This window comes from Methylocaldum sp. GT1TLB, from assembly GCF_051027445.1.
Classification (GTDB): Bacteria; Pseudomonadota; Gammaproteobacteria; order Methylococcales; family Methylococcaceae; genus Methylocaldum.
Window position 1 is genome coordinate 2,818,229 of the sequence record NZ_CP194898.1, and the last position, 21,081, is coordinate 2,839,309.

Annotated in this window: 16 protein-coding genes, 1 CRISPR repeat array and 1 riboswitch (1 of these 18 running past the window's edge); of the genes, 11 read left to right on the plus strand and 5 right to left on the minus strand. The window is 60.8% G+C overall.

All coding sequences use genetic code 11. The features are described from left to right. Positions 1 to 435: direct repeats of the CRISPR family, unit length 29 nt; it begins 5,580 nt to the left of the window's first position. Between the two features lie 1,320 nt (positions 436 to 1,755). Next, the gene (locus ACR2R1_RS12250; protein WP_434110257.1) at positions 1,756 to 4,455 is read left to right on the plus strand and encodes a PAS domain-containing sensor histidine kinase; all 2,700 of its coding nucleotides are present in this window, start codon (positions 1,756 to 1,758) and stop codon (positions 4,453 to 4,455) included. Here ACR2R1_RS12250 and ACR2R1_RS12255 read toward each other — a convergent pair. Continuing rightward, a complete protein-coding gene (locus ACR2R1_RS12255; protein ID WP_434110259.1) occupies positions 4,436 to 5,452 on the minus strand; it encodes a methyltransferase in 1,017 nt (338 codons plus the stop codon). The two genes, ACR2R1_RS12250 and ACR2R1_RS12255, sit on opposite strands and share 20 nt — an antisense overlap. Positions 5,453 to 5,674: 222 nt before the next feature. On the opposite strand from ACR2R1_RS12255, the gene ACR2R1_RS12260 reads away from it, so the two are divergent. The 7 genes from ACR2R1_RS12260 to ccmI all read left to right on the plus strand — a co-directional run bounded on the left by ACR2R1_RS12260 (position 5,675) and on the right by ccmI (position 11,977). Continuing rightward, entirely contained in the window at positions 5,675 to 6,514 is an 840-nt protein-coding gene (locus ACR2R1_RS12260; protein ID WP_434110261.1) for a methyltransferase domain-containing protein, read from the plus strand. Positions 6,515 to 6,844: 330 nt separating this feature from the next. Further along, positions 6,845 to 7,015, plus strand: coding sequence for a heme exporter protein CcmD (gene ccmD, locus ACR2R1_RS12265; RefSeq protein WP_077732806.1), 171 nt, complete (start codon positions 6,845 to 6,847; stop codon positions 7,013 to 7,015). Next, a complete protein-coding gene (gene ccmE, locus ACR2R1_RS12270) occupies positions 7,012 to 7,467 on the plus strand; it encodes a cytochrome c maturation protein CcmE (RefSeq protein WP_077732805.1) in 456 nt (151 codons plus the stop codon). The genes ccmD and ccmE overlap by 4 nt, the downstream gene beginning before the upstream one ends. After that, on the plus strand, positions 7,464 to 9,440 hold the full coding sequence (locus ACR2R1_RS12275) for a heme lyase CcmF/NrfE family subunit (RefSeq protein ID WP_086133612.1): 1,977 nt from the start codon (positions 7,464 to 7,466) through the stop codon (positions 9,438 to 9,440). Before ccmE ends, ACR2R1_RS12275 begins: the two co-directional genes overlap by 4 nt. Positions 9,441 to 9,797: 357 nt before the next feature. Beyond that, entirely contained in the window at positions 9,798 to 10,328 is a 531-nt protein-coding gene (locus ACR2R1_RS12280) for a DsbE family thiol:disulfide interchange protein (protein WP_210023732.1), read from the plus strand. Further along, complete coding sequence (locus tag ACR2R1_RS12285; RefSeq protein WP_086133613.1) at positions 10,325 to 10,777, plus strand: cytochrome c-type biogenesis protein; 453 nt, start codon at positions 10,325 to 10,327, stop codon at positions 10,775 to 10,777. The genes ACR2R1_RS12280 and ACR2R1_RS12285 overlap by 4 nt, the downstream gene beginning before the upstream one ends. Before the next feature lie 6 nt (positions 10,778 to 10,783). After that, the gene (gene ccmI, locus ACR2R1_RS12290) at positions 10,784 to 11,977 is read left to right on the plus strand and encodes a c-type cytochrome biogenesis protein CcmI (RefSeq protein WP_434110264.1); all 1,194 of its coding nucleotides are present in this window, start codon (positions 10,784 to 10,786) and stop codon (positions 11,975 to 11,977) included. Between the two features lie 156 nt (positions 11,978 to 12,133). Here ccmI and ACR2R1_RS12295 read toward each other — a convergent pair whose 3' ends face one another. The 4 genes from ACR2R1_RS12295 to ilvB form a co-directional block, all read right to left on the minus strand. Next, entirely contained in the window at positions 12,134 to 13,090 is a 957-nt protein-coding gene (locus tag ACR2R1_RS12295) for an IS110 family transposase (RefSeq protein ID WP_434110266.1), read from the minus strand. A gap of 415 nt (positions 13,091 to 13,505) precedes the next feature. Then, on the minus strand, positions 13,506 to 13,958 hold the full coding sequence (locus ACR2R1_RS12300) for a beta/gamma crystallin domain-containing protein (RefSeq protein WP_077732770.1): 453 nt from the start codon (positions 13,956 to 13,958) through the stop codon (positions 13,506 to 13,508). Positions 13,959 to 14,324: 366 nt separating this feature from the next. Next, positions 14,325 to 14,633, minus strand: coding sequence for an acetolactate synthase small subunit (ilvN, locus tag ACR2R1_RS12305; protein ID WP_077732769.1), 309 nt, complete (start codon positions 14,631 to 14,633; stop codon positions 14,325 to 14,327). 3 nt (positions 14,634 to 14,636) lie between these two features. Continuing rightward, positions 14,637 to 16,304: an acetolactate synthase large subunit gene (gene ilvB / locus ACR2R1_RS12310; RefSeq protein ID WP_086133615.1), complete on the minus strand. Its 1,668-nt coding sequence runs from the start codon at positions 16,302 to 16,304 to the stop codon at positions 14,637 to 14,639. A gap of 466 nt (positions 16,305 to 16,770) precedes the next feature. Between ilvB and ACR2R1_RS12315 the strand changes: the two genes are divergently transcribed. The 3 genes from ACR2R1_RS12315 (at position 16,771) to ACR2R1_RS12325 (ending at position 20,991) form a co-directional block, all read left to right on the plus strand. Further along, complete coding sequence (locus ACR2R1_RS12315) at positions 16,771 to 18,483, plus strand: hypothetical protein (protein WP_434110268.1); 1,713 nt, start codon at positions 16,771 to 16,773, stop codon at positions 18,481 to 18,483. Positions 18,484 to 18,531: 48 nt separating this feature from the next. Beyond that, positions 18,532 to 19,287, plus strand: coding sequence for a class I SAM-dependent methyltransferase (locus ACR2R1_RS12320; RefSeq protein ID WP_434110270.1), 756 nt, complete (start codon positions 18,532 to 18,534; stop codon positions 19,285 to 19,287). A gap of 706 nt (positions 19,288 to 19,993) precedes the next feature. Beyond that, a riboswitch (cyclic di-GMP riboswitch) is annotated at positions 19,994 to 20,072 on the plus strand. Positions 20,073 to 20,154: 82 nt separating this feature from the next. Beyond that, positions 20,155 to 20,991: a hypothetical protein gene (locus ACR2R1_RS12325; protein WP_434110272.1), complete on the plus strand. Its 837-nt coding sequence runs from the start codon at positions 20,155 to 20,157 to the stop codon at positions 20,989 to 20,991. The last annotated feature ends 90 nt before the right edge of the window (positions 20,992 to 21,081 follow it).

The following is a 21,081-nucleotide window of genomic DNA, read 5'->3' on the forward strand; positions in this document are numbered from 1 at the left end:
TGAACCGAGGGGACGCAAGCTCCGGTGGACCAATAAAGCCTGTTCCCCACATACGTGGGGATGAACCGAGCTGGTATTGGTTTACGGCGTCGGCCCGGTGCTGTTCCCCACATACGTGGGGATGAACCGGACGAGGTGGTGTTTTTGAATCCGGGCGACGTCTGTTCCCCACATACGTGGGGATGAACCGAAAACCCCGGCGTGGACGGCCATCCACCCGGGCTGTTCCCCACATACGTGGGGATGAACCGCTCACCGTCCCGGTACAGTCGGGTTAGTTGGACTGTTCCCCACATACGTGGGGATGAACCGGAAAAAGGACTAGCCGCATCGATTACGCTAGCCCTGTTCCCCACATACGTGGGGATGAACCGCCCAGTGCGAATACCACGATTACCCCAATAGCCTGTTCCCCACATACGTGGGGATGAACCCGGTAGTCCGTTCCAGGGCACCGCAAGTACACTTCCCTGTGGCCTCAGCCAGCCCGCCCATCCGGGGCGGGCGCTCGCGGCTCCTACGCCCGCCGCTCACCCCCACATACGTGGGGATGAACCGGGTAGTCCGTTCGAGGGCACCGCAAGTACACTTCCCTGTGGCCTCAGCCAGCCCGCCCGTCCGGGGCGGGCGTTCGCGGCTCCTACGCCCGCCGCTCACCCCCACATACGTGGGGATGAACCGGGTAGTCCGTTCGAGGGCACCGCAAGTACACTTCCCTGTGGCCTCAGCCAGCCCGCCCATCCGGGGCGGGCGTTCGCGGCTCCTACGCCCGCCGCTCACCCCCACATACGTGGGGATGAACCGGGTAGTCCGTTCCAGGGCACCGCAAGTACACTTCCCTGTGGCCTCAGCCAGCCCGCCCGTCCGGGGCGGGCGTTCGCGGCTCCTACGCCCGCCGCTCACCCCCACATACGTGGGGATGAACCTGGTAGTCCGTTCCAGGGCACCGCAAGTACACTTCCCTGTGGCCTCAGCCAGCCCGCCCATCCGGGGCGGGCGTTCGCGGCTCCTACGCCCGCCGCTCACCCCCACATGCGTGGGGATGAACCGGGTAGTCCGTTCCAGGGCACCGCGAGTACACTTCCTTGTGGCCTCAGCCCGCCCGTCCGGGCGGGCGTCCGCGGCTCCTATGCGCGCGGCTCGCCTCCACGTACGTTGTTCTACCAGTTCAAGCGCTGCGCGCTGTCCTTGATAATATTCGTTTCAATATGCCTACAGCCTGCTGTTTTCGGTTGATCTTCATATATTTGCCCGACGCGTCTCCGCTCATGTTCGCTCAGAGCAAAGAGTGCACGCCCATATTCAGACGCGATTTCGCCTTTGTTCAAACTCTTGAACTTGGAAACCGCCTTTCACCGCTCGGATCGACTCAAAAAGTCTCATGAATCCCGAGTGTTCCGGCTTTCAGCTTCCTCAACGTTTGAGGGGAGCCGCTACGCACCCGATCCTGGTTGCAGGAGACTACCCGGTCGCGGCTGTGCGCCGGCACCGCTCCCCGTCTCGCGCTTCTTCGACGGGGCTCTGGGCATACCCTTCGACTCGGGCTCAGGACAGGCTCGCCATCCGGCCAGCCCGCCGCACACTCGGGCACGTCCAACAGCCATTTCTAGGTTGAACGCACGGGTACGCTCCACGAATGTCTGGATGCGGACGAGATAATTGTCGAGAAATTTCTGTCGGATTTCCCGGCAACTCGAAACCCGGAGCGGTAAGATTCATAAATTTGTTAAATTCCGCAGGAAAAGCGGTAGAAAGATGGTGCGTCACCTCAAACGCCTTTTTTTGAACGGCTACGCATTGGCGGTATTGGCGACGTTCGCCGTCATGCTGATATTAAAGACTCTTCAGCCGATCTTCTGGGGGGCGCCTCCCCTGCTTCTTTTTCTGGTCGCGGTTCTGTTCGCGACTTGGCTAGGCGGCTTTCGAGCCGGGTTCCTGGCCACCGTGTTAAGCGCCGCCGCAGGCGCCTACTTTTTGGAAGAACCCGTCGATTCGCTGTTCATCGTCGAAGAAAGGGAGAGACTCCGCGTAGTGTTGTTGTTGGCGGTTGGCACGCTGATGAGTCTGGTGGTCGCGCGTTTGCGAACGATGGAACGGCGGGCGCTGCATGAGGTACTTGAACGAAAGGCTCAGCTCAGGACCGAAATCGCCGAACATCGGCAAACCGAAAAACGGCGATCCGAACTGGAGGAAAAGTTGGCCAACATCGTGGCCACGGTGCCGCTGGCCATTTGCTCCTTTCGATTCAAACCCGACGGCACCATTTGCCTTCCCTACGCCAGCCCCAGATGGACGGAAATTTACGGCATTCCGCCCGAGAACTTAGCGGATGATGCGGAACCCGCCTTCGCCCTGGTTCATCCCGACGATCTCGAATACTTGCGCGCTACGATCGCCGGATCGGCGCGCGCCCTGTCCGATTGGCAAGCCGAATGGCGCGTGCGACACCCGATCAGGGGCGAAATCTGGATCGAAGGAAGCGCCGTGCCCAAACTCGAACCGGATGGCAGCATCCTCGCGCACGGCTTCATCCGCGACATCACCGAGCGCAAGAAAGCCGAAGAGGCGCTGCGCCAAAGCAACGAAGAACTGTCCGTCCTGTTCGATGCGGTTCCGATACCTGTATGGATTGCCGACGACGTCGCTTGCGGCACTGTAAGAGGCAATCCTGCCGCAGCGGCTTTCACCGGTGTCGCTGCCGAATCGAATGTCGGCGAGACGGCAGGGCGCCCATCCGAATCAACCATCCGCAGCACCGAGGCTCCGCTCACGCCCGTCGAATCGACCTTGCGCCGGGCGATCGCGGCAGATCAGCCGGTCGAGGAAACCTCGCTGGAGTTCGTTTTTCCCACGGGCGAACGTCACTACCTCGCCGGCCGGGCAACGCCGCTGTTCGATAGTGGCGGCTCCCCGCGCGGCGCTGTCGCGGCCTTGGCCGATATTACGCCGCTGGTGCGGGACTTCGTGCAAAGCGAAACGCGGTTTCATGCTTTCATGGACAATAGTCCGGCCGTAGCCTGGATGAAAGATACGCAAGGACGATATGTGTACATGAGCAAGGTTCGTGACGACCGCCTCGGAGTGCGACCGGAGGATTGGCTCGGAAAAACGGATTTCGAACTTTGGCCGCGAGAGATTGCAGAGCAGTTCCAAAAGAACGACAGGGAGGCCTTGATCAGCGGCAAGACGGTCGAGACCACTGAAACAACCCCCGATCTCACCGGGGAACGCCGCTGCTGGTGGGTTTTCAAGTTTCCGTTCGAAGATCCCGCGGGGACCCAATTCGTCGGCGGCATCGGCATCGACATTACCGAGCGCCGGCGCGTCGAGGAAGCGCTGCAAGCCAGCGAAGCTCTGAATCGCGCCATACTCGACTCGCTGCTCGAGCACGTAGCCGTAGTCGACCGGGAGGGAAACATCCTGGCAGTCAACCAAGCCTGGCAGCGCTTCGCGCGCGAAAACGGTCCGCAACCCGGAACACCGGTCCCGAATACGGATATCGGAGCGAATTATCTGAAGGTGTGCCGCACCAGTTCCGGCGGAGTTTCGGACGATGCCCTAACGGCATACACCGGCATTCTGAGCGTGTTGAAGGGAGAGCGGGAAAGTTTCGCGATCGAGTATCCCTGCCATGCCCCGGATCGGGAACGCTGGTTCGTCATGCAAGTCACCCCGCTCGGAGCACCGCCCGGAGCGGCGGTGATTTCGCATACGAACATCACCGAGCGCAAAAAAGCGGAGCAAATGCTCCGCGAAGCCGACCAGCGGAAAACCGAATTCCTCGCCATGCTCGGCCATGAGCTTAGGAACCCTCTGGCTCCGATCCGCAATGCCGTGCAGATCATGCGCAGGCTCGACTTGGACAATCCAAAGATACTCTGGGCTCGCGACATGGTGGACCGGCAGGTGGACCACCTGGCTCGGCTGGTCGACGATCTCCTGGATGTGTCGCGGATCGTTCAGGGCAAGCTGACGCTGCACAAGACTCCGCTGGATATCGCCACGGTCGTACGACAGGCGATCGAGACCAGCCAATCGTATATCGACGCCCAGCATCATACATTGTCCGTTTCGATGCCCGATGAACCGATGCCGCTCGAGGGCGATCCCGTGCGCCTGACCCAAGTGGTGTCCAATCTGCTCAACAACGCGGCCAAGTACACCCGGCAGGGAGGGCGAATCTGGCTGACGGTTACCCGCGACGACGGCGACGCGGTGATCTCGGTGCGCGATACGGGAGAAGGTATTCCCGGCACCTTATTGCCCTATCTATTCGATATTTTCACCCAAGGCCAACGTACCCTGGACCGCGCGCAAGGCGGGCTGGGCCTAGGCTTGACCATCGTTCGGAAAATCGTGGAACTGCATGAGGGAAGGATCGAGGCGAAAAGCGAAGGCCCCGGCAAAGGCAGCGAGTTTATTGTCCATCTCCCCCTTATTTCCGCACTTCCATGACTTTATAGCCGCCGGCTTCGGCTAGCGTTTTTTCATGCTCGGCGTACGTCCGAACCAGTTTTTCGTAAGGCAAATGCCGATTGGCGACGACGTAGAGACGGCCGCCGGGCTTGAGGGAAGCCAGAGCCGCGCGGATGAATGCCTGGCCCAAGCCGGGCTCCGCCTCCCGGCCGGAGTGAAACGGCGGGTTCATGACGACGAAATCGAGCCGGTCGATGGGCAACCCCGCAGTGACGTCGTGCCAATGGAAATGTAGCTGAACGCCGTGGGCAAACGCGGCGAGGTTGCGCCGGGCAGCTTCCAACGCTTTGTGCTCGGCCTCGAACAGGTGCAGCTCGGCGACGGAGCGAGTACGAGCGAGCAGCATCCGGCTCAAATAGCCGTAACCGGCGCCGAGGTCGGCGCCACGTCCCGTCAGATCATCCGGCAGATACTCGGCGAGCAGGCGCGAGCCGGGGTCGATGCGATTCCAGCTGAATACGCCGGGGCGGCTCACCAGATCCGTTCCCGGAATCGGCTGAAGTTCGCCGGCGCCAAGCCAGGATGCCAGCAGCGCTTGGCCGAGCCGGGCCGTTTCCTTTGTTCCGCGGAATACCCGGCATTTATGCTTGCTGAACGACCGCACGCCGCCGAGCAGTTCCGCGCAGCGTTTTTCCAGCGAGGACGCGCCCAGGTCATTGGCGGCGGCGACCACGAGGGTCCCGCCCTCGCTCAGCAGGGAAACCGCCCTCGCCATGTGGTAAAGGGTCTCTTCCTTGTGCTTGGTCGCGAAAACGATGCAGAGACCGCACGGCGCATCGGGATCGGCGACGACTTTAAAGCCGAGCTTGACTAGCGCATCGGCTTCCGGCTTGTAGGTTTGCTGGCACAGCATCGAGTGTCCGTCCAAGCGCCGGAGATAGTCTCCCGGTATGGCGCGAAAAATCAGGACATCGCCTTCGCTTTCGACGGCGTGTTGCTCGAGAAATTTGTCCAGGGCCGAAGCTTGGGGATTCATGGGTGTCGGTGTGAGAGAGAACTTTCCGCTCGTTCCCAAGCCGGAGCTTGGGAACGAGCGCATGTGTCGGGAAAGGATTCCCGACCTACCAAGTCCGCATCGCTAGAACAAGTAGGTCGGCAATCCTTTGCCGACAACTGTGTCGACGACGGATTTTTCATTTTTGCCCGCCCGATTGGTAGTATACAGACATGCGGTCCCATCCCGTTTCCACAAGAACTCATGTCCAGCCCGGTCAAACTCCCTTATTTCGACGCCCTTTTGAATCTCCTGGATCGTGGCCATCCGGCCGTCGATCAAGCTTTCGGACGTCATGTCCACTGGGGATACTGGCCAGACCCCAAGCAGGCGGACGTCTCGCCGGAAGATTTCGCGCTAGCGGCCGAACGGCTTACCGAATTGGTCTATACGGCGGCCGAGGTCGATGACGGTCAGCGGATATTGGACGCAGGCTGCGGCTTCGGAGGCACGGTCGCAAGCCTCAACGGGCGATTCCGGGACATCGACGTTTCCGGTCTGAATATCGATCGGCGGCAGCTGCGGCGCGCGAGCGAACGCGTTTCAGCCGAGCCCGGGAACGTCTTGAACTGGGTTCAGGCCGACGCCTGCACCCTGCCGTTTGCGGACCAAAGTTTCGACACCGTTTTGGCAGTTGAATGCATTTTCCATTTCCCGAGCCGGAAAAGGTTTTTCGAGGAAGCGTATCGGGTGCTGAAACCCGGCGGGCGGTTGGCCTTGTCGGACTTCGTCCCGACACCGTTATTGCGCCCCGCCATGACTGTCGCTTCCCGCTGGCCGGCCTCGGCCGGTTTTTACGGGCGCTGCAAGTTTCACAGCACCTTGCGGGACTATCGCCGCCTGGCCGAGGAAACCGGATTCATCGTTCGGCACGGACAGGACATTACGTCCAACACCCTGCCCACCTACGATTTCGTGCGGAAGCTGGCCAAAGACATGTCGGTGAAAACGGTGTCGGCGATCATCGAGACCCTGTTCGCCGAATGGGCGAGCCACCTGGGGCTGCTGCGCTATCTGGTGCTGGCTTTCGAGAAACCCGGCTAAGGAACTATTCAGTCGAGGCGTCAAGTTCCGATTCCGGCGTAGGGTGGGTTAGCGGAGCGTAACCCACCGATTCGAGGTCGCTCCGTGGGTTACGGCCTCGCGGCCTAACCAACCCTACAATCTGCGGTCGTTTTCAAGCAGAACGGAATGTCCTTGGCGAACGACTCCCAAGGAACTGTTCCGACCTCAGGCGGTCCGATCGAGCGATCGACATCTTGAGAACTGTCCGGCTCCATTAGTTTTTCACGATTTGGTTCAATCGAGCATTTATTATCGGCTCGATATGGTTTAATAACGGGTTAACAGTCTTAACGAGCTTCGATCGATTCCATGAATTGGCAACAGTTTTTTTCCATGGGCGGCTACGGCTTTTATGTGTGGACGTCCTACGGTTTGATGTTTGTCGTTTTGGGCCTCAATCTCTTCTGGGCGGTACGCCGGAAATCCGAGGTGATGAAGAGCATCGCGCGCCGGGCGAAGCAGGAGGGTAGACGGTCATGACCCCGCGCCGCCGCCGCATGATCGTGGTCGGGCTGATTCTGATCGGGGTCAGCATCGCGACTTTTCTCGCGCTTACCGCATTCCAGAAGAATCTGCTGTACTTCTATACCCCTTCGCAGGTTGCCGCCGGCGAAGCGCCCAAGGGTTACCCGTTCCGCGTGGGCGGACTGGTGGTCCAGGGCAGCGTTCAGCGCGAACCCGACAGCCTGACGGTACGCTTCTCGGTCACCGACGGAACCTCTACGGTTCCCATCCATTACACCGGAATCCTGCCCGATTTGTTCCGTGAGGGTCAGGGCATCATCTCGGTCGGGCAGATCAACGCGGAAGGCGTGTTCGAGGCCAGCGAAGTGCTCGCCAAGCACGACGAGAACTACATGCCGCCGGAAGTCGCCGACGCGCTGAAGCAAAGCGGGCAGGTGTCCACCAGTTATAAGGATTACCGGAAATGATCGCGGAACTGGGGCATATCGCCTTGATCATGGCGCTGTTCATGGCGCTGTTGCAGTCCGTGTTTCCGCTGCTGGGCTCGGCCCGTGGCGTGCCGGTCTGGATGGCGGTGGGGCGCGCCGCCGGGCGCGCTCAATTCTTCTTTCTGGCCGTGGCCTTCCTCTGCCTGATCGGGAGTTTCGTAAGCCACGATTTTTCCGTGCTCTACGTGGCGCGGAACTCCAATACCGCCCTGCCCCTTTATTACCGCATTTCGGCCGCCTGGGGCGCCCACGAGGGCTCGATGCTGCTCTGGGCTTTGATCATGGGGCTGTGGACGGTGATGGTGACGATCTTCAGCCGCAGCCTGTCCGAGGAATTCCTGGCGCGCGTCTTAGGTGTCATGGGCCTGGTCAGCGTCGGCATCCTGCTGTTCATTCTGCTGACCTCCAATCCCTTCGAGCGCCACTTCCCGCCGCCCGCCGACGGCAACGATCTCAATCCTTTGCTGCAGGACATCGGCATGACGGTTCATCCGCCGATGCTGTACATGGGCTACGTCGGGCTCTCGGTAGCGTTCAGCTTCGCCATCGCGGCCCTGCTCGGCGGTTCCCTGGATTCGGCCTGGGCACGCTGGTCGCGGCCCTGGACCCTGATCGCCTGGGTGTTCCTGACCTTCGGCATCGTGCTCGGTTCCTGGTGGGCCTATTACGAACTCGGCTGGGGCGGCTGGTGGTTCTGGGACCCGGTGGAAAACGCCTCGTTCATGCCCTGGCTGGTCGCGACCGCCCTGCTCCACTCGCTGGCGGTCACCGAAAAGCGCGGCGCTTTCAAGGCCTGGACCGTGCTGCTCGCCATCTTCGCCTTTTCGCTGAGCCTTCTCGGAACCTTCCTGGTCCGTTCCGGCGTCCTGACCTCGGTGCACGCCTTCGCCTCGGACCCGGCGCGAGGACTGTTCATCCTGGTCTTCCTGGCCATCGTGGTCGGAAGTTCGTTGCTGCTTTACGCGGTCCGGGCGCCGACGGTCAAGGACCGGGTCCGCTACGGCTTCGTGTCCAAGGAAAATCTTCTGCTGCTGAACAATGTCCTGCTGGTCACGGCCGCCGCGAGTATTCTGCTGGGAACGCTTTATCCCCTGATTCTTGACGCCTTGCAGCTGGGCAAGATTTCGGTCGGTTCGCCGTATTTCGCCAGCGTGTTCGGCCCGTTGATGGCGCCCATTTTTCTTTTGGCCGGCATCGCACCGATGTTCGCCTGGCGCGAGGCCGACCTCGGCAAGATCGGGCGGCGCGTGCGCCACGTGTTTCTCGGAAGCCTGGTGCTGGGCGTGGTTTCCACCGCGGTTTTCTGGGACGCCAAGGACATCAAGACCATGGCGGGACTCGGCATGGCGTTCTGGCTCGCGGCCAGCGCGCTGTTAAGCCTCTGGAACCGGGTCCGTCTGCGCGGAACCGCGATTCAGGGCCTCAAGACGCAGTCCCGCAGCGTGTACGGCATGACCCTGGCCCATATCGGCATCGCGGTATTTCTCACCGGCGTCGTCCTGTCCGACCGCTACAGCGAGGAAAAGATCGTGCGGCTCGCACCGGGCGAGTCTTCGACACTGGGCGATTACACGTTTACGTTCAAGGGCGTGACCGAGGTGCAAGGCCCCAATTTCATCGCTCAGCAAGGCGATTTCCGCGTGCAGCGGGGCGACCGGGAGGCGGCCGAACTCCGGCCGCAAAAGCGCATTTACCGCGTGCAGCGCAATACCATGACCGAAGCGGCCATCGATCCAGGCCTCACCCGCGATCTGTATGTCGCTCTCGGCGAGCGGATGGATGCCGGTGCCTGGAGCGTGCGGCTCTATTACAAGCCGTTCATCCGCTGGATCTGGCTGGGCGGATTATTGATGATGACCGGCGGCCTGTTCTCCGCCGCGGACCGCCGCTACCGTTTGGCGACCCGCCAGGCGGAAGCCTGGAGCGAGTCGGCGGAAAGCAAGCCGGCGTGACAGTAAAGATCACTAGCGTCGAGCATGCGGACTCTATCCTTTGTGGGCCGAAATAGAATCGTAGGTCGGGAATCCCTTCCCAATCGCAAACGGGCCTTTAATCGGCCCCTTCCAATCGCAAACGGCGTCTTCGGGAAGGGCCTGGCCGGCGCTCCCGGCCAGGCCGTTTGCGATTGGAAGGGTCATCCCAGCGCTCCTGGGATGACCGTTTGCGATTGGAGCGCCAGGACGACCCTTCCCGACAGTTTGTCGCCAAAGGATTGCCGACCTACTTTACTTAGGACAGGCTTATCCCGGGCTACATAGCACTTGATTTATAGTACGTCTCTTTCCGTAACGGCATATTCATAACCCATCATGCGCTATCTCATTCCATTGGCCGTGTTCGCCGTCATGGTGATCTTTCTCGGCATCGGTCTGACTCTGAATCCCAAGGAAGTGCCTTCGCCCTTCATCGGCAAGCCGGCGCCCATGTTCGCCCTGCCCCAGGTGGCGGATGCCGGCAAGACCCTGAGCAGCGACGATCTCAAGGGTCAGGTCAGTCTGGTGAATGTTTGGGCGTCCTGGTGCACGTCCTGCCGGGAAGAGCACCCGGTGCTGCTGCAACTCGCCAAGCAGAACATCGTTCCCATCTACGGCCTCAACTACAAGGACGAGCGGGATAACGCCCTAACCTGGCTGCAGCGCTTCGGCGATCCCTATACCGCGAGCGCCTTCGATCCCGAAGGCAAGACCGGCATCGACTGGGGCGTGTACGGCGTGCCGGAAACCTTCGTCGTCGATCGCGACGGCATCATCCGCCACAAGCAGACCGGACCGATCACGCCCGAAATCCTGGAAAAGAAACTACTCCCCCTGATCCGCCAATTACAGGCCAAGTCTTCATGATGCATCGGTTACTGCCGTTCCTGCTGATTCTTCCCTTTACCGTTCAAGCCATCGAAATCCGCGAGTTCGACGATCCGGCCAAGCAACAGCGCTACGAGCGCCTGATCGAAGAGCTTCGCTGCCTGGTCTGCCAGAACCAGTCCCTGGCCGATTCCGATGCCGATCTGGCAAAGGACCTGCGGGACGAGGTCTACACCATCATCCAAAGCGGCAAGAACGAAGAGGAAGCGGTCAAATTCCTGACCGATCGCTACGGCGATTTCGTGCTCTATCGCCCGCCTTTCAAAATGACGACGGCTCTTCTGTGGGTCGGGCCGTTCCTGCTTCTGGCCGGCGGAGGCGCTTTTCTATGGCGACAGGTGAGACGCCGCAACACGGGCGAGGACCTGACGCTTACCGATGAAGAAAAGAAGCGCCTGGAGCGGCTTCGAAACAATCTCGAAGGGTAAATATCGATGACGGGTTTCTGGCTTTCGGCCGTACTGCTTTTGATAGTGGGCTACGTCTTTTTCCTTCCCGCGCTCCTCGGCAAGACCGGCAGCGGGCGGATAAACCGGGCGCGGCTCAATCTCCTTCTGCACCGGCAGCGGCAAACCGAACTCGCCCAGGAAGCGGCAAGCCCCGAGGATCTGGAGCGCCTGACCGCGGAATCCGAACGGAATCTGCTCGGGGATCTCGAGGCTGCCGAAGAGACGAAAGCTCAGTCGAGCACCCGCGGCCGCTCGGCCGTCCTGGCCACGCTCGCGATCGTTCCGGTACTGGCCTTGACGCTTTACCTCGCGCTGGGCCGCATCGACCTGATCGGCGCACGTGCGCCGAACGACATGGCCGATGTCCAGGACAGCATACGCCAGCTGGCGGAAAGGCTGGCCAAGCAGCCGAACGATCTGGAGGGCTGGGTATTGCTGGCCCGCTCGCTGCAAGCGACCGATCAGCCGGACAAGGCGGTAACGGCCTATGAATTCGCCCTCAAGCTCGCCCCCGAGGATCTGGACGTCAAGGCTTTGTATGCCCAGGCATTGGCCGAAACTCATCAAGGCAGCATGGCCGGCAAGCCGACCGAAATCGTCGACGAAATCCTGAAGAAGAATCCCGATCACCAAACCGCGCTCTGGATGGCGGGAATCGCCGCCGCCGAACGGAAGGACGCGGCCAAGACCGTGGAGTATTGGGAAAGACTGAAAAAGCAATTCGCGCCCGGCAGCGAAGAGGCCAAGCAGATTGAGGGATACATCGCCCAGGTCCAAGGACTCCCCGCCCAAACAACGCCGTCGGAACCCGCCGCCGCAAAGGGCGCGGGCAAACAGATCCGCGTTACGGTGACCCTGGCGGAAAATCTGAAAAGCCGGGTTGCGCCGGACGATGCCCTTTTCGTCTTCGCCCGTGCGGCCGAAGGCCCCCCCATGCCTTTGGCGGTCGTCCGCAAGCAGGCAAAAGACCTGCCGGTAAAAGTCGTGCTGGACGACTCCATGTCCATGATGCAGGGCATGACGCTCTCTACCGCCGACCGCATCGTGATCGGGGCGCGCATTTCGAAGAGCGGACAGCCGAAAGCCGAGGCCGGCGACCTGCAAGGCTTGAGTGAAGCCGTGGCGCCCGAGGATAACGGCAGCTACAAGATCGTCGTCGACCGGATCGTCGGCGAATAGGCCGGGCGCTAACCTGCTCCCGGTTGCGACACCGCATCCAGTTCTGAACGGCGGATCATGGAGGATCTTGTGGAGCGGGCTTTAGCCCGCGATATCGAATGGCATTGAGTCGCGGGCTAAACCCAGCTCCCACTGTTGTAGATACCGTCTTAGAAATCACGATGCAAGCCCATGATTGGGATCGAACGGTCGGCCGGACTTAAGGACGCCGTAGGCCAGGACGAGGAGCTTGCGCATGGCGGCGCCGACGATGAGTTTGCCGTTCTTGCCTTGGGCTTTAAGGCGTTCGCAGAAGGCCCGGATCAGTGGGTTATGGCGCCAGGCGACGATGGCCGGCATGTAAAGGGCCTTGCGGAGCAAGGCATCGCCGGTCTTGGACAGGCGGGTGTGGCCTTTCCACTTCCCGGACTGGTGCTCTTTGGGCGAGAGGCCCGCAAAGGCGGCGACGCTGCGCGCGTTTTCGAAGCGGTGAACGTCGCCCAGGGCGGCCAGCAGCACCGGGATGGTGGCGTCGCCCAAACCGGGAATGGTGTCGAGCAGGTCACGCCGTTGCCGGAGGTCCGGATCGTGGTCGATGTGCTCCCGGATGCGTTGTTGGGTAGCGGCGATCTCGGTGTCGAGGGTGGCGAGCACGGCTTCGATGGAGGGGCGTACGGTGGGGTCGGCCCCGTCCAGGCGGTTTTTTTCCATCTGCCGCATCTCGAGGAGGCTCTCGAGCCGACGCACTAAGGCTTGTAATGGGCGCACGGCCGGCGGAGGCGGCTGCCAGAGCAGCGGCCGTTGGCTGAGACAGAAGCGGGCGATGCGCTTGGCATCGCTTTTATCGGTCTTGGTGCGGCTCAGTTCGGCTTGGCCGAAGGCGTGGATTTGGGCGGGGTTGACCACGCTGACGGCGAGGACGTGGTCGACCAGGAACAGGGCCAAGCCCTCACCATAGCGGCCGGTGGCCTCCAGGCATACGTGGGGCGTCGGGAAGGCTTGCAGCCAGGCCAGGAACGCCCTAAACCCTTCGGGCGTGTTCTGGAAGACCTTGGTTTTGTACTTGCCGTGGCGGAGCGCGGCGGCGTCGAACTTGGCTTTGGCGATGTCGATCCCGATGGGGCTGAACGTCATAGGGTCTCCTTGGTCTGCGTTGACGATGGGGCAAAGTGCTGACCGATCGAAACCGCTCCTGCCGGGTTCAGCCTTATCCATCCAGGGTGTTGCCCAAGGCAGCCCTACGATACCGTTCGAACTCTATGGCGAGGAAGGGACGCTGGGGGACGATCTACGGCGCGGGCTTCAGGCCCAAGGTCGGCAACGTCTTGCCCAGCGTCTGGGTCCGATGATCAGTCGGAGATTCTGCCTCTTGTGGAATCCAGAATCGAGATATAAGGTCGGCAATCCCTTGCCGACGTAAGCCGTTGGCCGCCCGTCGGCGTCGGGAAAGGATTCCCGACCTACTTTGGGGCAGGTCGCAGAAATCGTAGTTGTAGGTCGGCAATCCTTTGCCGACAAACGGGATCTCTTCAAATCGAGCGATCCGGTCTCACCGCCGGCACTGGACCTTTAGCGAATTGATATTGCGGTGGAAATTCAGGTCGCCCAGATGGTGTTCCTTGGTTCCGGGCCCGAAACTGATCTTCAAATCCTGGGCACTCCCGATGTCCTTTTCTCCCAAAGCTTGAAGCTCTTTCTGGTGATAGATCGGTCCCTGGGGTGTATCCTCGAAATTTTCCTGCCGAAAGGCATAAATCTCCGCATCCGGACCAACAACCAGGCTTTCGATGCGATTGCTCCAGTCCTCGCCGCTCAGTGACTTGAGGTTGGACAGTTCGACGGGTCCTTTCAAGCGAACGTGGGAACCTTGGTAATCCGCCTTATCATAGAGATCCAGCCAGCATTCCTTCGCAGCTGCCGCCCAACTCGCGGACCACAACAAAACAGCCGCGAAAAGAAAAGATGTGAACCTGCCAAGCCTAGGAGCGAACTTGGTATACATGGCAAACTCCCTATATTTCGAAGGTTGGTCTGCAAACAGCCGCAACGGACCGTCGTTTGCGCCCTTCCTTGGCATGCAGCCCCGCAAACTTGGAGTCCTTCTGAATGTTACGAGTTCCTAAATCTTTGCCAAACCTCGGTCCGTCAACTTGGATCTGCGGCTCAGGTCCAGATTACGCTTGAGAACCCCGGTCGGCAAGATTCGATAATCAGTCACATCGTTCGCGGTGTGGGCATAAGACTGGCCGGAACTCCCGAACTAGAGAACGCCTGCCTGAAAGGTGGAGGTCGTAGGTCCGCAATCCTTTGCCGACAAACGGGATCGACGCGCAAGACGGTGGCTCACAAGCAGTCGCCACCAAACGCTTCAACGGAAGAATTCCTCCAACCGCTCGAACACTTCGTGATCCGCGCCATGACGCCGTACGCTCAGGACATCTTCCAGCTTTTCCAATTGCTTGACCATCTGCGCGAGGCGCGCGTCTTCATTGACCAGCAGCCAGATTCGGCTGGTCGCGCCGGCACCCACAGGCATGCAGAGGATGCCCTCGACATTGTAGGCGCGGCGCGAAAACAGGCCGACCACGTGGGACATGACGCCGGGATGGTTGACGACGTCGAGCTCCAGCACGGTCCGCGCCGACGTCCGTTGTTCGAATAAAGACTGTCCGTCCATGATTCAGCCTCCGATCATCTCTATGTTGGCAGCACCGGGCGGCACCATGGGCAATACCTGATCCTCGACGTCGATGCCGGCGTGGATCAGGCATGGGCCGCGAGTGGTCAGCGCTTGGTGCAGGACCTCCTTCGGGTTCTCCGCCGTATCGAGATCGACGGCGCGCAGGCCGAAGCCTTCGGCGATCCGGACGAAATCCGGCGCGGCACGAAACCGCGACGCATAGATGCGCTTGCCATAAAACAGCGTCTGCTGCTGGTGCACCAAACCGAGAGCGTTGTTGTTCATCAGCACCACCTTGATGTTGACGTCCTCCTCGGCGGCGGTTGCCAGCTCCTGCACGTTCATCAGAATGCTGCCGTCGCCGGAGAAACAGACCACGGCCGCGTCCGGCTCGGCGAGCGCCGCGCCGATCGCGGCCGGGAGGCCGAAGCCCATGGTGCCCAGGCCGCCCGAGGTCAGCCAGCGGCGCGGGCGGCGCAGAGGATAGCTTTGTGCCACCCACATCTGGTGCTGGCCGACGTCGGTTGCGACAATCGCCTCGTCGTCGAGGTTCTCGGCCACGGCGCGTATCAAGCCGTAATGGGTTCGCGGGTCGGCTATGCCGGGCGTGACGAGGGGAAACATCCGCTTCAATTCGGCGACGCGGGCCAGCCACGAGTCCCGGTCTTGCCCCCGCACTCTCGGCAGCAATTCTTGCAACACGGCCGCCGCGTCGCCCCGAATGCCGACGTGGGCCGTCTTGATCTTGTTCAGTTCGGCCGAATCGATGTCGATGTGAATGACCTTCGCGCGCGGACAGAACGCCGCGACCTTGCCCGTCGCCCGGTCGTCGAAACGGGCACCGACGGCGATCAGCAGATCGCATTCGTCCAGCGCCAGGTTAGTACAGCGCGCCCCATGCATGCCGAGCATGCCCAGCGACAGCGGATGGTCCACCGGCAATGCGCCCAACGCCATCAAAGTCATCACGGTCGGCAGCGACGATTTTTCGGCCAGGGCCGACGCCGTTTCCGACGCCCCCGCGTGCATGATGCCCCCGCCGAGGTACAGAATCGGCCGCTCCGCCGCCTCGATCAGATCCGCCGCCCGCTGGACGAGCGCGATATCGACCGGCGGAGCCGGGTCCGGCGCGCCGGGTTCGGGCCATGCGTTCACGTCGATCGACTCCGTCTGCACGTCTTTGGGAATATCGATCAACACCGGCCCCGGACGTCCCGAAGCCGCGATGCGGAAGGCGTTCGGCATCACCTCGAGCAGTTCCGCCGCCGAGTCCACCAGAAAATTGTGCTTGGTGATCGGAATCGTCAGGCCGTAGGTGTCGACCTCCTGAAAGGCGTCGGTGCCGATCATCCCGCGCGGCACCTGGCCGGTGATCGCCACCAGCGGGATCGAGTCGAGCTTGGCATCGGCGATAGCGGTCAGCAGATTGGTCGCTCCGGGTCCGGACGAGGCCATGCACACCGCGGGAACGCCGGTGACCCTCGCCATGCCTTGGGCAATGAAGCCCGCGCCCTGTTCGTGCCGGGCGAGGACGTGGCGGATTTGCGCGGATTTCGACAAGGCATCGTAGATCGGCAGATTCGCGCCGCCCGGAATGCCGGCAACGACGCGCACGCCCTGCCGCTCGAGGAGGCGAACGGTGAGTTGGGCGCCGGATAGTATCGTCATGGGGTTCTCCTTGGTAGAGCCGGAGTCCGGCGGAGGCCCCAAAAAAGAAACCCCCGTCGGCTTGCGCCGGCGGGGGTTGTTGAATCAGGTCGTTTACTTACTCATCTCCAACCCACGACGGCGCGCGCATCACCACTTGCACGACGACGACCACCACGAGGGCGACGATGCGACGAATGGCGAAGTGACGGAGATTCATGGATCGGATCGGGTACGAGTAAATATTCAGAGCGTGTCGAAAGGTTATTCTGGCTCAGCGAGGCCTTTTCGCGCAAGCCGTTGTTACAATTTCACTGCCACAATGTGACCGCTTCGGTATAACGGCAAACAAAAGTGAGCGGAAATCACCAAACCGGAACCCGAGAGTTTGGTTTTTACGCCTAAGCAATGAACGGTCGTTTTTACGATAATCGCGTTTCCCGTTCGACGGAACGCATTCAAGCCTAAGCTTAACGAGGAGGGGATCATGAAATTTTCCGATACCATCGGCATCGGCCTGCTGGCCTCGCTGCTGATCGGCACGCAACCGGCACTTGCCGCCGAAACGACGGGCCATGTTCACACCGAAGCGGGGCATTATCCCAAGGACACGGCTGCCGCCCAGGCTGTCTACGTCGATAGCGAACCGCCCCTGTGGGACAACCTCGGCACGCTGAGCTACAAGATCACCACGAGCAACACCCGCGCCCAGCAATATTTCGATCAGGGTTTGAGATTGGCCTATGCCTTCAACCATCTGGAGGCGCAACGGGCCTTCCGCATGGCGCAGAAACTCGATCCCCAGTGCGCCATGTGTTTCTGGGGCGAAGCCTTGGTGTTGGGACCGAATATCAATGCGCCGATGGAGCCTTCCGCGGTCGGCCCGGCCTGGGCCGCGATCGAGCGGGCGAAAGCCCTTGCCAAGCACGCGAGCCCCAAGGAGCAAGCCTTGATCGAGGCGCTCGCGAAACGCTACGACAAGAATCCGAAGACCGACCGGAAGCGCCTGGACCAAGCCTACGCCACGGCGATGGGCAAACTCGCCCAGCGTTTCCCCGAGGATGACGAGATCGCCGTGTTGTACGCGGAAAGCCTGATGGATCTCGCGCCCTGGGACTACTGGGCTGACCAAGGCCGCAAACCCAAGGGGCGCACGGCGGAAATCGTAGAGGTCCTGGAGCGGGTGCTGGCGAACAACCCCGACCATCCCGGCGCGATTCATTATTACATCCATATGATGGAGGCTTCCGACCGGCCCGAACGGGCGGAACCTTATGCGAAACGCCTCGCCGGTCTGATGCCGGGCGCGGGACATCTGGTCCACATGCCGGGACACCTTTACTACCGGCTGGGCCGCTATCGGGACGCTCTCGAAGCCAATCGCGCCGCCATCGAAGTCGACGAGGCATATTTGAAGGAGACCGGCGCAAAGGGCATCTACGCGCAAGGCTATTATCCGCACAACGTTCATTTCCTGATGGTTTCGGCGCAGATGGCGGGCGACGGCAAAACCGCTCTCGCGGCGGCGGAGAAACTCGCCGGCGTGCTGTCCGACGAGACGGTCCGTGCGGTGCCGTGGGTACAACCGGTCAAGGCCGCGCCATACTTCGCCCACGCCCAGTTCAGTCCGCCCGAAACGGTCCTGAAAATGGCCGATCCGGGCTCGGAGTTCCCGTACGTACAAGCCATGTGGCGCTATACCCGTGGCGTTGCGGCGGCGGCCAAGGGAGCGCCGCAGGACGCACGACTCGAACTCGACGCCTTGACCGGGATCGCCAAAACGGCGGATTTTTCCGGATTGACGGAAGCCGGCGTCCCGGCGGCGGACATTGTTCGGATTGCCCAGGACGTGCTTTCGGCGCGCATCGCCCAGGCCGAAGGCGATCTCGGAAACGCCGCCGCCGCCTTCGAAAGAGCGGCGGCGCTTCAGGAAAAGCTGCCCTATATGGAACCGCCCTACTGGTACTACCCGATACGCCGTTCGGTAGGCGCGCTGCGGTTTCTCCAGGGCGATCTGGCGGGGGCGGAGCGGGAGCTCGATATTTCGCTCCGAGAAGCGCCGAATGACGCCTGGGCGCTCTGGGCGCTGACCGAGGTGTATCGAAAGCAGGGCAAGGACAGCGCCGCAGCAGACGCGGAACGGCGATTGACCAAAACCCGTGCCGATAACGGCGAACCCATCGGGATGGACCGGCTTTGACCGCCCCATGGGTTGGCGGAATTCCAGTCGAAAAAATGCTTCGAAACGATGATGCCGTTCTATGAGGAAGATCTCGCCTATGTTCATCACGTCGGCTTCCCCGATCTGGTGGATGGCGCCGGCGATGAGTTGCTGGCGCTGTTCCGCGCCGCGGGTCTCGATTCCGGCCTGATAATCGATCTGGGTTGCGGAAGCGGAACCTGGGCGAGGAAACTGCTGGAGCACGGATATTCGGTTTTGGGCGTCGATGTTTCCGCGCCGATGATCGAACTGGCCCGGCGTACAGCGCCCGAAGCACAGTTTCAAACCGCATCGCTGTACGATGTGGACTTCCGCCCTTGCGCCGCGGTCACGGCCCTGGGCGAAGCCCTGAACTATTGTGCCGACGGAGCGCCGTCGGAAGCGCGCCTTGACCGCTTGTTCCGGAACATCGCTTCCTGTCTGCCGAAAGGCGGCGTTTTCGCATTCGACATCCTTGTCCGCTCGGACGGCGAACCCATGCACTATCGCTCCTGGCGCAAAGGGCCGGATTGGGCGGTGTTGGTGGAGATATCCGAACAGCCGCAGGAAAACCTGTTGATTCGGGACATTACCGTGTTCAGGAAAGGCGGCCACGGCTACCGCCGTTCCGAGGAGCGGCACCGGATCGGCGTTTTGGGCGGCGCCCAAATCGAACGTCTTCTCGCCGGCGCCGGTTTCGAGGTGACCGTCTCACCCCATTACGGCCGCCATCCTCTGGCTCAACGACGCTTGGCATACATCGCCTACAAGAGATCGGATGAAGGACTGCTTCCTGAAGGATAGGCACGAGAACCGAAGAAACCAAGGTATCTTCAAGCACGCAGCGACCGTTTGTGCGGCCGGCAAATGATGCTGATTTGGCGGCCCAGACGAAGTCCAATAATCCATGGTCCGCTGAACGTAGTCCATGGATTACAAATATCGGGAAATATTCCCGCAAAAGCATGAATCTCGCAGTTTGTCCCGAATATCCCTGGTGTATTTGTCGATTGCCATCGAATAATTACGTTGTATGCCTTAAGCCTTGCGGGATTTCACAGGACAGACGATTAATGTCAAATAAGACAACAGATTATGATGATGTCATGCGCATTGAATTGTGGCATTTAACCTGCTCCCCACATAATGCGGTTTGTCGCGCATTGATATCCGCCATGGGCGCCGGGATACCTACGCATTAACGATACATTTGTTAATGCACTGATACTCGCTGCCTCTTTCCCGTGACATGCCTGTAAATTGGCATGTGTTCCCAGGTAAATTACGCTTTGCTTCCACCGTTCCCCGGTATTTTCAAATTACAGCTTGTTAGTCTCGGAATACCCCTGCTCACTGGCACGGTATCTGCTTTAGCAGCTTGACTTGCCCGATAAGAACGCCAGTTTTCGAGCCTTATTGTCATTGTCATTTCGGCGGTTCTTATCAGCGACGACTGGCGGTTGGGCGCATGCCTGTCCGTTGGCCCAGGATGATATCGGTCTCAGGGACGAGACGCCTTCGCCACCTCCGCCGCGAGGCGGACTCGGAAAGCCGCGGGTCTTGGTATTCAAGACGGCCGGGCCGCCTCTCCTGTGAGAGTTATTCAAGGGCTATGGATTTCTCGAGCCTGCCGCACAACCTCTCGATGTTTCAAATCACAGGAAAAAATCCATGCAAAAATTTGGGGTCAAGAAAATGCAGATCCGACAGACCATTCTCGCAGCGGCTGCCCTGATCATGGCCAATTCGGCCGATGCCGGTGTGTTGCACGGGGGAACTTTCAGCGTTACCTATGACAACCCGAACAACCTGTTGGAAGGACTAACCATCGGTCCTGGCGGGTTAACCGAATATTATGTCGCGAACTTCTTTCCCAAGGCGGTGGCCGATACTTACTCGACCATTGCGGATATCATAACGGTGCCCACCAACACCTACCCCGCGCCGTCAACGCTCGAATACGTCGTCAATCCCGCCGATCTGACCGGCACCGGAATTCCAACGGGCGCCGGCGGCCGCGCCAACAAGCCCACCACGTTGACCTGGGACGCCAGTCAGGATGCTTTGGTCGACTCGTCCGCCTTTATCGCCAACGGCCAGATCGGGTTGAACGGTGTCGTGATGACCCGTGGCAGTTTCACGGGTACATTGACGTCCGGAGATTACACCTTCGAATACAACGCGAATCGAAATGACGGCGTCAACAGCGGCTGGACCTTGTGGAACAACACGAGCTTCAGAACGTCCACTTACGATGCCCGCAACATCAGCGTTACCACCAATGGCGATGAATTGCTCATGACCGGGGAACTCTGGTGGTCACCCAATATGACCGCTTTCCTGTTCGGCGGCGACGGCTCGAACTCCGCCGGTAAAGCCGCTACCTTCACTCTGGTTTCGCCTGCCGTGGTTCCGGTGCCGGCAGCGGTCTGGCTGTTCGGCAGCGGCTTGTTAAGCCTGCTGGCCGGCGCCCGCCGAAAGTCGGTCCAGGCGGCTTTATCCGCTTGATCGCCGAATAGAGGCCGTCGACCCGGGCTGCCGAGCCGCCCGGGGGCCGTTTATCGCGTTTATCCGGCCAATCGGCCGGATAAACGCTCC

Bases quoted from the DNA above. Each gene is read 5' to 3' on its own strand.
- ilvB (WP_086133615.1), bottom strand. From the start codon at position 16,304: ATGACGATACTATCCGGCGCCCAACTCACCGTTCGCCTCCTCGAGCGG.
- ccmE (WP_077732805.1), top strand. From the start codon at position 7,012: ATGACCCCGCGCCGCCGCCGCATGATCGTGGTCGGGCTGATTCTGATC.
- ACR2R1_RS12260 (WP_434110261.1), top strand. From the start codon at position 5,675: ATGTCCAGCCCGGTCAAACTCCCTTATTTCGACGCCCTTTTGAATCTC.
- ACR2R1_RS12275 (WP_086133612.1), top strand. From the start codon at position 7,464: ATGATCGCGGAACTGGGGCATATCGCCTTGATCATGGCGCTGTTCATG.
- ccmI (WP_434110264.1), top strand. From the start codon at position 10,784: ATGACGGGTTTCTGGCTTTCGGCCGTACTGCTTTTGATAGTGGGCTAC.
- ACR2R1_RS12280 (WP_210023732.1), top strand. From the start codon at position 9,798: ATGCGCTATCTCATTCCATTGGCCGTGTTCGCCGTCATGGTGATCTTT.
- ACR2R1_RS12300 (WP_077732770.1), bottom strand. From the start codon at position 13,958: ATGTATACCAAGTTCGCTCCTAGGCTTGGCAGGTTCACATCTTTTCTT.
- ACR2R1_RS12315 (WP_434110268.1), top strand. From the start codon at position 16,771: ATGAAATTTTCCGATACCATCGGCATCGGCCTGCTGGCCTCGCTGCTG.
- ACR2R1_RS12295 (WP_434110266.1), bottom strand. From the start codon at position 13,090: ATGACGTTCAGCCCCATCGGGATCGACATCGCCAAAGCCAAGTTCGAC.
- ACR2R1_RS12250 (WP_434110257.1), top strand. From the start codon at position 1,756: ATGGTGCGTCACCTCAAACGCCTTTTTTTGAACGGCTACGCATTGGCG.
- ACR2R1_RS12255 (WP_434110259.1), bottom strand. From the start codon at position 5,452: ATGAATCCCCAAGCTTCGGCCCTGGACAAATTTCTCGAGCAACACGCC.
- ACR2R1_RS12320 (WP_434110270.1), top strand. From the start codon at position 18,532: ATGATGCCGTTCTATGAGGAAGATCTCGCCTATGTTCATCACGTCGGC.
- ccmD (WP_077732806.1), top strand. From the start codon at position 6,845: ATGAATTGGCAACAGTTTTTTTCCATGGGCGGCTACGGCTTTTATGTG.
- ACR2R1_RS12325 (WP_434110272.1), top strand. From the start codon at position 20,155: ATGCAAAAATTTGGGGTCAAGAAAATGCAGATCCGACAGACCATTCTC.
- ilvN (WP_077732769.1), bottom strand. From the start codon at position 14,633: ATGGACGGACAGTCTTTATTCGAACAACGGACGTCGGCGCGGACCGTG.
- ACR2R1_RS12285 (WP_086133613.1), top strand. From the start codon at position 10,325: ATGATGCATCGGTTACTGCCGTTCCTGCTGATTCTTCCCTTTACCGTT.